This window comes from Wolbachia endosymbiont of Drosophila barbarae, from assembly GCF_044752445.1.
In the GTDB taxonomy this organism is placed as follows: Bacteria; Pseudomonadota; Alphaproteobacteria; order Rickettsiales; family Anaplasmataceae; genus Wolbachia; species Wolbachia pipientis.
This window is the reverse complement of sequence record NZ_JBIXJM010000144.1, coordinates 159-11,505: the sequence shown is the minus strand read 5'-3', so window position 1 is coordinate 11,505 and position 11,347 is coordinate 159. Positions and strand designations below refer to the sequence as shown.

Genomic DNA, 11,347 nt, shown 5'->3' with positions numbered 1-11,347 from the left:
CTCCCATAAAGTAGTTCGTCCAATTTTAAATCTTGCTGCCACTGTTTCTCTGCTTTCTCCTTCGTCTAGCGCTTCCATTGCTTTTTTCCTTAAGTCATAACTATATGCTGCTGGCACTCAACCTCCTTATCATCTTCTATCCTTATCTTATCACATCCGGACTTCTATGAAAAGAGCTATATATGGCCCTGCGGACAATTTTATAGTGCTATAGCTAACTCAAGAAAGGTTTCACTACGTCATACCGCGATTCATTCCATAACTGTATGAACATTCATTTTTGAAGGTAAATTGCACAGCAAATGGTGTCATGAAAGTAGCTGACACTGGAATCCAGCCTTGCCGTAATCTCATCAAGAACGTTGTGTTTTAACATAAAACGGCTACTTTTATACTTACCAACTTAATAAAATTCCTGGATCCCAGTGTCAAGCACTGGGATGACAAGAAGAGGGTACTTGGATAAGAGGCATTGCCCTCCTGGTAGGCCCAAATTGCAATGTCCGTACAGTTATGGATTCATTCGCGGTATAGATTCCGCTAATGAGTAGCGGAATGACGAATTTGTTGTTTTTCAAATTGTAGGTAAACCTAAGCCACTTTAGCTATATATAATAGAATTTCGCTTTCTACTATCTTTCCAGTTGTTTTATACATAATTCTCGAATTTTGAAAATTTGCTCCATATCTAATTTCTCACTTGTATAAAATTTGTTTTCTTACTTCGAGACCTAATCTACCACAACTTTTATATGGCGTTTCTTTCCTGCAGATAATTTTATAAATGGCTGATCTTTAAAGCTCTCGAAATTTATTACATGATCAATATTGTTTACAACATTATCATTAATCTTGCATCCGTTGCCCTGTATTAAACGCTTTGCAGCGCCTTTTGAAGGTTCAAAACCGGTGTCATGTAGTAGGTCTACTAAGGATATGCCGCTTGCCACTTGTTCTTTTTTTATGATGTAATCAGGAAGTAGTGAGCTATCTTCATTCTCAAAAGCAGAAATTGCAGCAAATTGTGCAAGTTCCGCTTCTTTGTCACCATGACATATTTTTGTCACTTCTGTTGCCAAGACCTTTTTTGCTTCATTTATTTCTTGATCCTTTAAAGACTCTAATTTTCTAATCTCATCAATTGGCACATCAGTGAGCAATCTTAAAAAACGTCCAACATCTTGATCATCAACGTTGCGAAAATATTGCCAGTAGTCGTAAGGCTTTAGCATATTATCATCAAGCCACACTGCTCCACTTTCAGTTTTGCCCATTTTTTTTCCTTGTGCATTTAATAAAAGAGGCATGGTAAGGCCAAATAGCTCAGGTAAATTCAACTTTTTTCCAAGTTCAATTCCTTTTACTATATTTCCCCACTGGTCTGACCCTCCAATCTGCAGACGACAATCATATTTTTTGTTTAATTCAATAAAGTCGTAAGCTTGCAATAGCATGTAATTAAATTCCAGAAAGCTTAAGGTTTGCTCTCTATCCAGCCTGGTTTTCACACTATCAAAACTTAGCATACGATTCACAGAAAAATAAGCTCCTATATCACGCAAAAAATCTATGTATTTTATGTTATCCAACCAATCTGCGTTATTTACTATCATTGCACCAGTCTTGCTGTCATTAAAAGACACCATTTTTTCTAATATTCTCCTTATACTGGATGTATTTTGATTGATGTTCTCTACAGGCAAGATGCTTCTTGCTTTATCTTTGAAGGATGGGTCACCAATTTTTGTTGTGCCACCTCCAAGTAAGACTATCGGCTTATAACCAAATTTTTGTAGGTGACAGAGCATCATAATCTGAATTAGGTGACCAGCATGAAGACTTGGTGCTGTGCAATCAAACCCAATGTATGCAACTATATAATTGCTCTGCAATAATAATTGATCTAGTCCTTCAATGTTTGTGCATTGGTATAGGTACCCTCTTTCTTGGATGAAATTTAAAAATTCAGATGCGTGTTTCATTTTATAAATCCCAGTCTATCCTGTCATTAATGCCGAAGGTAACCCTAATAGAGAAGCCAGTGCCCAGACACTGGAACTTAATTATAAACAAGCACACTATACAACGTTTTCGATGAAATTGCATGAAAAACTGGATTCCAGTGTCAGCTACTTTCATGACACCACTACCTGTGCAGGAGTTGCCTTCAAAATTACAACGTTTGTGCAGTTGTGCACCAGCTATCCAGGCAATCAGTTCCATAACTCTTCTATTTTATAATACTCCCTTACTTCCGGCCTGAATATGTGAACCATTATGCCTTGAAAATTCAAAACTACCCAATTGCCTTCATCCATACCTTCTACATCTATTTTATCATGTGGCTTGAGGCTTTTTATTACGTGCTCAGCTAAAGCTTTAACGTGACGGCTTGAATCACCAGATGCAATAATCATATATTTTGCAATAACGGTTTTATTCTGCACATCAAAAGTTACTATATCATGACCTTTATTTTGATCTATTATCTCTTCAATTGTACTTCTTATCGATTCCATATCGCTAAGCATTGTTTACAGGTTATATGATTCATTTATAATTATATACTCAAAATTTCTAAATATGAACTATTTTCAACGCAACTACTTGTTAAAGGTATTACCTGCATCTATTTTATCATCATGTTTTTAGCATGTACAATGTATATACTTTTTATATAATTGAAAATAGCTTTTTACTAGTATTCATTATGGGCAAGACTCTCATCTACTTAATCGGCTTTCCAGGCAGTGGTAAGTTTACTACTGCAAAGGAACTGTGTAAAATCATTGGTGCAGTAATAGTAAGCAATAATCTATTCAATAATATTATATTTGATATTGTTAAATTACAAAACGCTGAAGTTCCAGATGACCTATGGGAAAAAATTTTTGCAGTTAGGGAAAATGTATTAGCAATACTGGAAAAACACTACGTAAAATCAAAACATTATATATTTACAAATGAATTGATAGAGGGTGATCCCTATGACCAAAGATTATATAACTCAGTGGTAAATTTAAGTAAAAAAATGGACATGGAAATTTTTTCTGTAGTATTACATTGTAATAATGAAAAACTAGTAAGACGTGTCCAATCAGAAGAGAGATATCAGGAAAATAAAATTACTGATCCGGATTTTGCTATAAAGAAAATTGAAGGGAAAAGGCTATTTATACCTGAGGGTTCGCTTGAAATTGATAACTCGAACTTGAGTGCAAAGGAAGTTGCAAAGAAAATTGTTGAAGAGATGAAGAAAGAAAAAAATGGAAAATTAATTAAAACTTCTGTAACAAATCATTTAAAAACAGAGCGTACTTGTGGTTGAGCAGAAAGATAAGTACCGTCCTTGTGTTGGCATAATGCTATTTAACAGACAAGGACATGCCTTTATTGGAAAACGCTTTGATAGCGATTCTTACTGGCAGATGCCACAAGGAGGTGTTGATGATGGTGAGGAACTGGAACAAGCAGCGTTACGTGAGTTGCTAGAGGAGGTTGGTACTAATAAAGTAAAGGTTATAACTAAAAGCAAGGATTGGATATACTACAACTTGCCTGAAGAAGTTATACCAATATGCTGGAATGGAAAATATTCTGGTCAAAAGCAAAGGTGGTTCTTAATGAAGTTTTGCGGAGAGGATGAGGACATTGATATTAATTATACTGGTCATCCAGAGTTCAAAGAGTGGCGTTGGCAAGGTATAGATAGTTTAGTAGCCAGTGCTATATCATTTAAAAAAGAAGTTTATAAAACAGTGATAGAAGAGTTTTCTTCTATAATAAAAGCCTCAACAATAAGCTCATGATAGTAGATTCTCATTGCCACTTGATTTATTTTTCTGACGATGAAATACCAAAAGTAATTTCAAGGGCAGAGCAAAATGGTGTAAAGGTTTTGCATAACATATGCGTAAGCATTGACGATGTTCCTAAGTTATTAAAAATTTCTTCATCCTATGATCAGGTCTACTCCTCTGTTGGTATACATCCGCTTGATGCTGCTATAGAAAACGGTGAGTGTATACATGTTGATGAATTAGTTGAATTTACCAAAAATCAAAAGGTAATTAGTATCGGTGAAACCGGGTTAGATTTTTATAAATCTGACAACAAAGACAATCAGAAAAAAAGTTTTGCATTACATATAGAAGCGTCAAGAATAACTGGACTACCTTTAGTTATTCACACAAGAAGCGCTGATAATGAGATGATCGATATGTTAAGGTCAGAAATGAAAGCCGGTGCTTTTAGTGGAGTAATGCACTGCTTTGCTTCCTCTAAAGAACTTGCTGATCAATCTATAGATTTGGGGTTATATATTTCATTTTCTGGAATTATTACTTTTAAAAATGCGAGCTTACTCAGAGAAATTGCACAAAATGTACCACGCGAGCGTGTTTTAGTCGAAACTGATGCACCATATCTATCACCTGAGCCTTATAGGGGAAAAAAGAATGAACCAGCAATGGTGAAATACGTTGTTGATTGTTTGGCAGAGTTGTGGAATGAGTCACCAGAACAAGTAGCGAAGGTAACCACAAGCAACTTTTTTAGGCTGTTTGAGCTATAAAGAAGCTCTATAAAACCATTAATTTGCTTATGAACCTAAAGATTTCACCAGCTCTCTCACCGAGTTTACAGACTTATTAAACATTTCTTGTTCACTATCATTCATTTTAACTTCTAGGATCTTTTCAATTCCGTTTTTTCCAATAATTACAGGAACACCAATAAACAACTCTTCTACACCATATTCACCATTAAGGTAAGCAGCACATGGTAATATGCGCCTCTTATCTTTTAAATATGATTCTAACATGCATATAGCTGAAGATGCAGGAGCGTAGTATGCAGATCCAGACTTAAGCAGATCAACTATTTCTTTACCGCCATTGCGAGTGCGTTCAACTATTTCATCGACTTTTTTCTGTGTGATAAGACCCATATCGATAATTTGAGTAAGTGGAACTCCAGCAACTGAAGCACAATTGATTAGTGGTACCATAGTGTCGCCATGTCCTCCAAGCACAAAAGCAGATATATCTTCAACTGAGATATTTAACTCACTTGCAAGAAAGTAACGAAAACGGGAAGAATCAAGCACTCCTGCCATGCCAACAATCATATTAGTTGGGAGGTTTGAAAATTTATGCACCACTGAAACCATGGCATCCAAAGGGTTGGTAACCACTATTACAAACGCGTTTGGAGAATATTTTTTAATATTTTCGCCAACCTCCTTCATTACTTTAGCATTGGTTTGCAGGAGGTCATCCCTGCTCATTCCAGGTTTTCTAGCGATGCCAGCGGTTATTATAATTGCATCGGAGTTTTTTATATCTTCATACCTATTTGTGCCAGTAATATTGACATTAAATCCATCAATAGGGGATGATTCTGCTATGTCGAGTGTTTTACCTTGTGGTATTCCATCACTAATATCAAGTAAAACAACATCACCGAGTTCCCTTAGTGCAATCATATGGGTGAGAGTTCCACCGATATTTCCTGCACCGATTAAAGATATTTTTTTTCTTTGTACTGTCATTTTCTACTCCTTTGTATTTACTTTTATGGTTTTACCTTCCCAAGGCGATAAGCTATCAAACATACGAAAATCTTGCGGTAAATCTATAGGATTATACACAACCTTTTTTGTCTCTATATCATATCTTACTTCCTCATAACCAGTGAGAGGGAAATCTTTTAACATTGGATGACCTTTGAATCCATAGTCTGTTAGAATCCTACGCAAATCAGGGTGATCAGAAAACTCTATTCCATACATATCAAACACTTCACGCTCAAACCACAAAGCCGTACTAAATATCTTCGCTACACTTGGAGGCATGTCGCTTTCACATAACTGAAGCTTTATGTGTACTCTAATATTATGCACAATGCTGAGCAGATTGTATATTAGCTCGAAACGCTTCTCTCTATTTGGATAGTCAACCCCAAAAATATCAACTAATAGTTCAAACCTACACTTTTCATCATCACGTAGAAAGAATAGGTACTTTTCAATTTCATCTAAAGTTGAATATATTACAATAATGCCATCATCTTTTTGAATGCACTCGCATTTGGTCTTTTTTTGTATATACTTTGCAGTTTTATCCATTCCGAGTCCGTTTTATTTTGTTTTGTAGGCATAGCATTCCATATAGCAACGCCTCAGCGGTTGGTGGGCATCCAGGGACATACACGTCAACTGGCACAATTCTATCACAGCCTCGGACTACTGAATAAGAGTAATGGTAATAACCACCACCATTTGCACAACTTCCCATGGAAATAACATACTTCGGGTCTGCCATTTGATCATAAACCTTGCGCAATGCTGCTGCCATTTTATTAGTTAGTGTGCCAGCAACAATCATCACATCTGATTGACGTGGGCTTGCACGAAACATTATACCATATCTATCAAGATCATAACGGCTGGATGCAGTATGCATCATCTCAACTGCGCAACATGCAAGACCAAATGTCATTGGCCACAATGAACCAGACCTTGCCCAATTCATTACATAATCTGTTAAATCACCAAATTTAGTGACAAGAAACCCTTCTTTTTTATAACGACCCCAGTCATCATTAGATAGAATTTGATTTGTCATAAACTACTCCCACTCTAATGCACCTTTACACCATTCATAGATAAAACCTATAGTGAGTATTGCAAGAAATACCATCATAGACCAAAATCCACCATAGCTTATCTTAGATAAAGAAACAGCCCAAGGAAAAAGAAAAGCAATTTCTAAGTCAAATATTATAAATAATATTGAAACTAGATAAAATTTAATGTCAAAATTTTTTCTTGCACTGGATAGTGGATTGAAGCCACACTCATATGTGGAAAGCTTTTCACCATCTGGCTTACTCACTGCAAGAAACATAGGCAATATACCTAAAGCAAAAGATACTACAATTGATACGCAGATAAAGATTACTATGGTTAAATATTCGCTCATTTAACAAAACATATAACACTATGAGTTTACATGCTTTCCTAACTTTTTACCACCTAAAATATGCACGTGAAAGTGTGGTACAACCTGCTCTCCATTTTCACCGTAGTTAGTGACTAATCTATATCCTGTTTTTTCTAGATTATATTTGTGTGCTATCTCTCTTACAGTTTTGAAGAAATCCGCTATTTCCTCTTCAGGAGCTTTTAGAATGAAATCATCATATGAAATATATTGATTTTTTGATATAACTAAAATATGAACTGGTGCGTCAGGGTACTTATCATGAAAAGCTAGTACATTTTCATTTTCATGTACCTTCTCACAAGGTAACTCACCTCTTAATATTTGAGCAAAGATGTTATCGCTATCATAAACTTCATTGCTCATATTTTAAGAGCGACCTTTCCCTCTTTCTTCGTTTTTCTCTACATTAGGTGTAGATAGTGGTTTTATCGCTTCACCAGAAGCATCTTCAAGATTTAAAGAGCTTACAAGTTCCCTTACTTTTACCATGTCCTGCTGTTCTTTCAAAAAGGGTTCTATTCCACTTACCCTTTTTCCAGTAATAACTCCTGGTTGTAAGTGATACATATCCCCAGGAACAGTTAGACTATGATGTCTTTCCTCTATTTTTTTAGCTTCACTCATAATACTCCCCTATAACTTATTTTTGCATTCCACAACTTTGCGACTTACCTGCTTTTATAGCTTCTTGCGCCCATTTTTTCTCACCTGAAGCTATAGTTTCTGAAGGCTGACCAACATCAGACTTCACAACTTTGTCTGATGACTGCTTTTGATCATCATATTCCTTATACAATTTTTCTGCAATACCATACAGCAATTTTAAGTCTGTGTGAACTTTAAATTCTCCGCCAGTAATTTTTGCTAGCTTTTTAAGGTTGCCACCAACTCCTTCAGCTCCTTCAGCAATTTTTTCAAGAGCAAGCTCTTTTATTCTTTTCTCATCAATTCCTGGATTGTTCTTTTTGATGTCTTCAATTATTTTTTTAACATCAACTTCAATTACAACTTTGTTTTCTTCTTTAAAGATAGTTACATTTGGCAGGTTTTGCTTTATTTCACCTAATCGTTCTGGCGTCAAATAGGGTATATCCCCTGTCAGAGTCCTTGATGCTAAAAAAGTTACCTTTCCTGTTCCTTTCTTTTGCTCCATTATTTGGACACCAAGATCCTCACTAGCTTGTGTGGTTTCTATAGGTGGATCATATTCTTCAAGTGGGTTGCCAATAATAGAACGTCCGCCATTTTTTATGTCGTGCCGCATTTCATCCCAGGACTTAAACCAATTCTTTGGCCATATAGGGTACACTGCACCCTTGACTAGAACTTTTACACCTCTACCCAGAAAACTTCCTACTCCCGAAGCTGCATTACCAACTTTAGCTAGTATAGAAGTAGATTTTTCATTTTTTCCTGTGAACATACATACCTCCAAGGTACTTTCTACAACTAAATACATTTTAATTATAGACGAAAAAATTTAAACTTCTATATTCATTATAAGATAGAATTATAGGGATTGCAACCATTATTTGTACATTGTCTAAAACATGTAGTATTTTCGCTACTTTTATTGTTCAATTTATTATAAAGAATACTCTCTAAATTATGTTTAAATGGAGCACAAATAATATCATTGATGCAACTGGCGGAAGAGACGTAAATGGTTGTAATTGGATACATAGCTCAAATATTTCAACGGATACAAGAAGCATAAAAAAAGGTGATTTATTTATTGCACTCAAGGGAAAGAATTTTGATGGCCATAATTTTTTGCATGAAGCGTTTTTAAAAGGGGCAGTAGCTGCAATAGTAAGTGAGGGTAAATATAAAAATTTTCCTCTCGTTATTGTACAAGATACCCTGAAAGCTTTGCACGATATGGCATCATACTATATTAGAAATGTTCTTGTTGACGCTAAAGTTATTGCAATTACAGGCAGTGTCGGGAAAACTACTACAAAGGATATGCTGCACACTGTTTTATCGCAATATGGAGTGTCCCATGCAAACGAAGGTAACTTAAATAATAATATAGGATTGCCTTTGACAATTCTAAAAGCTCCAAAAAACTGCCAGTACTTAATCCTTGAAATGGGAATGAATAAAGCTGGTGAAATAAAAGAATTATCAAAGATTAGTAATCCGAATATTGCAGTTATTACCAACATCGAACCTGCACATACTGAAAATTTTTCATCACTATTTGACGTTGCACAAGCGAAGTTAGAGATTCTGTATGGTATGAAAAATAACGGTACTTTGATTTTGAACAGAGATAATAAATATTATGATTATCTCTCATCACATGCCAATAGAAATGTAATAAGCTTCGGTAAAGATAAAAATGCTGAAGTTTGTTTGTTGGACCTAATAAGAAATGATGACGGGCTAAATTTAAAAATCAGGCTGAGTGATAATCAAACTATAAACTGTAATTTACGTGTGCAAGGTGAGCATTTTGCTTATTCGCTACTTGTTGCAGCAGCAGTTGTGCAGAGCCTCGGACTTGATTTATCAAAATTACCACTTGCACTTAAGAATTTTAGTGTAACGAAAGGTAGAGGCAATATTCATAAGGTCAAATACAATAGAAAATATATACATTTAATTGATGACTCCTATAACGCCAGCCCTGCTTCGATGAAAACTGCGATAAAAACTTTGAGTACATATTCTAATCAGAGAAAAGTAGCTTTGCTTGGTGATATGTTGGAACTTGGTGATGAAAGCATAAAATTTCATACAGATCTGGTTAAGGTTATCACAGAAAATAATGTAGATAAAGTTTATACAGTTGGTAAATTTATGTTAGAATTGCATGAGTTTTTGCCAGATAATATAAGAGGCACGCATTTTAATGATTCTAATCAATTGAAAAGTGATTTAGCTAACATTATTCAGAATAATGACGCAATTCTAGTTAAAGGCTCACGAGGAATGAAAATGGATCTTATTGTACGGGAATTCGTAATAAAATATTAAGCGAAATCATTGTATTAATTTACAGTAACAAATTATTAGGAACTTTAATTGTGATAAAACGTGTAATTATTTTTGGTGGAACGGGGTTTATAGGGAAACACATCGTAAGACGCTTGGCAGCAGAAGGATATTTAATAAAGATATTCACTCGTAATCAGGAAAAAGCTGCTTGTTTAAAATTGTGTGGCAATTTAGGACAAATATCAATATTTAAAGGCGATTTTTTTGATGAAAAATCAGTTCTGGATGGTATGGAAGAATGTGATGTAGCTATAAACTTAGTGGGAATATTATATGAAGCAAAAAAGCACGATTTTTACGCTGTTCACGTTAAAATAGCTGAAAGGATAGCAAAAGCTGCAAAAATGAAAAATGTACCTATGATGATACATTTTTCTGCTATGGGAATAGAAAATAGCAAGTTGTCAAAATATGCCAAAAGTAAATTGGAAGGTGAAAAAGCTGTAACTTCAGCATTTCAAAAAGCAATAATAATTAGGCCAAGCCTTGTATTTGGTAAAGAAGACAACTTCTTTAATAAATTTGCAAGATTAGCAACTATTCTTCCTTTCTTACCACTAATTGGCAATGGAACAACTAAATTTCAGCCAATATGTGTAACAGACTTAGCTGAAGTGGTATATCGTATTATCAGTTTTAATAAGCAAGACAAGAAAATTTATAACATGGGTGGACCAAAGGTTTACTCTTTCAAAAGCTTATTGAAGTTTATTCTGAATGTTACTAACAGAAAGTGTTTGTTGATCAATGTATCTTTTCCAATGGCAAAGTTAATAGCTTTCTTTTTAGAAAATAAAATTATTTCTATGCTGCTAAAACCAATAACCGGAGATACGAACCCTATGCTTACTCAAGATCAGGTGAAAGTTATGATGAATAGTTCAATCGAAAAGTCAGTTGACCTTGAAACAATGAAGGTTCGACCATTAGCAATTGAAAATGTGGTGCCAGAGTACTTGAAGATTTATAGAAAGTATTGATAAAAGAGTGTGCCCGGTGGGATTCGAACCTACGACCCACAGCTTAGAAGGCTGTTGCTCTATCCAGCTGAGCTACGGGCACACAACATATATAAAATGCTTCTTAGTACAAGTGAAGTCAAGTACTTCGTGTGAATATGATGTTTATCTTACAAAACCTTGTCATTGCAGTTGTGTGTCGCGCGCTACCGAAATTGGATGCGAGAAGTCTATTTATTTTAGAAAATATTATATAGAAAGTTGCTTGACAAACTCCACCAGCGCCCTTATCATGATAGTGAAGCTATTGTATTTGCTTTCGCCAATCTGCAGATTAAAAGGTAAGGATTACTTAATGTATCGGCGTCTTATGTT

The 11,347-nt window shown here is 35.1% G+C and carries 16 protein-coding genes and 1 tRNA gene; 5 read left to right on the top strand and 12 right to left on the bottom strand.

The genetic code is table 11. From position 1 onward, the window contains the following. The 4 genes from ACIPNH_RS02495 to rsfS all read right to left on the bottom strand — a co-directional run. A partial coding sequence (locus ACIPNH_RS02495) for an IS630 transposase-related protein (RefSeq protein WP_400771409.1) occupies positions 1-117 on the bottom strand: 117 nt, incomplete at its 3' end. A 614-nt stretch (positions 118-731) separates the two neighbouring features. After that, positions 732-1,982, bottom strand: a complete 1,251-nt coding sequence (tyrS, locus tag ACIPNH_RS02490; protein WP_265024513.1) for a tyrosine--tRNA ligase — start codon at positions 1,980-1,982, stop codon at positions 732-734. A 1-nt stretch (position 1,983) separates the two neighbouring features. Beyond that, positions 1,984-2,223 (bottom strand): hypothetical protein, encoded by a 240-nt coding sequence (locus tag ACIPNH_RS02485; RefSeq protein ID WP_400771528.1) that lies wholly within the window; start codon positions 2,221-2,223, stop codon positions 1,984-1,986. After that, positions 2,214-2,531: a ribosome silencing factor gene (rsfS, locus tag ACIPNH_RS02480; protein ID WP_006279567.1), complete on the bottom strand. Its 318-nt coding sequence runs from the start codon at positions 2,529-2,531 to the stop codon at positions 2,214-2,216. The genes ACIPNH_RS02485 and rsfS overlap by 10 nt, the downstream gene beginning before the upstream one ends. A gap of 179 nt (positions 2,532-2,710) precedes the next feature. Between rsfS and ACIPNH_RS02475 the strand changes: the two genes are divergently transcribed. The 3 genes from ACIPNH_RS02475 to ACIPNH_RS02465 are packed head-to-tail and all read left to right on the top strand — an operon-like array spanning position 2,711 to position 4,573. Then, positions 2,711-3,328 carry an AAA family ATPase gene (locus ACIPNH_RS02475; protein ID WP_400771526.1) on the top strand — a complete coding sequence of 206 codons (618 nt, stop codon included), beginning with the start codon at positions 2,711-2,713 and terminating at the stop codon, positions 3,326-3,328. Next, positions 3,321-3,809: an RNA pyrophosphohydrolase gene (locus tag ACIPNH_RS02470; protein WP_006279569.1), complete on the top strand. Its 489-nt coding sequence runs from the start codon at positions 3,321-3,323 to the stop codon at positions 3,807-3,809. The genes ACIPNH_RS02475 and ACIPNH_RS02470 overlap by 8 nt, the downstream gene beginning before the upstream one ends. Continuing rightward, the gene (locus ACIPNH_RS02465; RefSeq protein ID WP_264339544.1) at positions 3,806-4,573 is read left to right on the top strand and encodes a TatD family hydrolase; all 768 of its coding nucleotides are present in this window, start codon (positions 3,806-3,808) and stop codon (positions 4,571-4,573) included. Before ACIPNH_RS02470 ends, ACIPNH_RS02465 begins: the two co-directional genes overlap by 4 nt. A 27-nt stretch (positions 4,574-4,600) precedes the next feature. Here ACIPNH_RS02465 and mdh read toward each other — a convergent pair whose 3' ends face one another. The 7 genes from mdh to ACIPNH_RS02430 are packed head-to-tail and all read right to left on the bottom strand — an operon-like array spanning position 4,601 to position 8,430. Then, the gene (mdh, locus tag ACIPNH_RS02460) at positions 4,601-5,551 is read right to left on the bottom strand and encodes a malate dehydrogenase (protein WP_209472522.1); all 951 of its coding nucleotides are present in this window, start codon (positions 5,549-5,551) and stop codon (positions 4,601-4,603) included. 3 nt (positions 5,552-5,554) lie between these two features. Then, positions 5,555-6,127, bottom strand: a complete 573-nt coding sequence (locus tag ACIPNH_RS02455) for an NADH-quinone oxidoreductase subunit C (protein ID WP_006279573.1) — start codon at positions 6,125-6,127, stop codon at positions 5,555-5,557. Beyond that, positions 6,120-6,626, bottom strand: coding sequence for a NuoB/complex I 20 kDa subunit family protein (locus ACIPNH_RS02450; protein ID WP_006279574.1), 507 nt, complete (start codon positions 6,624-6,626; stop codon positions 6,120-6,122). Before ACIPNH_RS02450 ends, ACIPNH_RS02455 begins: the two co-directional genes overlap by 8 nt. A 3-nt stretch (positions 6,627-6,629) precedes the next feature. After that, on the bottom strand, positions 6,630-6,983 hold the full coding sequence (locus ACIPNH_RS02445) for an NADH-quinone oxidoreductase subunit A (protein WP_006279576.1): 354 nt from the start codon (positions 6,981-6,983) through the stop codon (positions 6,630-6,632). An 18-nt stretch (positions 6,984-7,001) separates the two neighbouring features. Next, positions 7,002-7,370, bottom strand: coding sequence for an HIT domain-containing protein (locus ACIPNH_RS02440; RefSeq protein ID WP_010082356.1), 369 nt, complete (start codon positions 7,368-7,370; stop codon positions 7,002-7,004). A 3-nt stretch (positions 7,371-7,373) separates the two neighbouring features. After that, positions 7,374-7,631 (bottom strand): hypothetical protein, encoded by a 258-nt coding sequence (locus tag ACIPNH_RS02435; RefSeq protein ID WP_006279579.1) that lies wholly within the window; start codon positions 7,629-7,631, stop codon positions 7,374-7,376. A 16-nt stretch (positions 7,632-7,647) separates the two neighbouring features. Further along, on the bottom strand, positions 7,648-8,430 hold the full coding sequence (locus ACIPNH_RS02430; RefSeq protein WP_155969270.1) for a hypothetical protein: 783 nt from the start codon (positions 8,428-8,430) through the stop codon (positions 7,648-7,650). Between the two features lie 185 nt (positions 8,431-8,615). Between ACIPNH_RS02430 and ACIPNH_RS02425 the strand changes: the two genes are divergently transcribed. Both ACIPNH_RS02425 and ACIPNH_RS02420 read left to right on the top strand, forming a co-directional pair. Further along, positions 8,616-9,992 (top strand): UDP-N-acetylmuramoyl-tripeptide--D-alanyl-D-alanine ligase, encoded by a 1,377-nt coding sequence (locus ACIPNH_RS02425; RefSeq protein ID WP_264723856.1) that lies wholly within the window; start codon positions 8,616-8,618, stop codon positions 9,990-9,992. A 50-nt stretch (positions 9,993-10,042) separates the two neighbouring features. Continuing rightward, a complete protein-coding gene (locus ACIPNH_RS02420; RefSeq protein ID WP_264339548.1) occupies positions 10,043-10,993 on the top strand; it encodes a complex I NDUFA9 subunit family protein in 951 nt (316 codons plus the stop codon). Positions 10,994-11,001: 8 nt separating this feature from the next. Here ACIPNH_RS02420 and ACIPNH_RS02415 read toward each other — a convergent pair. Next, positions 11,002-11,075, bottom strand: a tRNA-Arg gene (locus ACIPNH_RS02415). Positions 11,076-11,347: the final 272 nt, after the last annotated feature.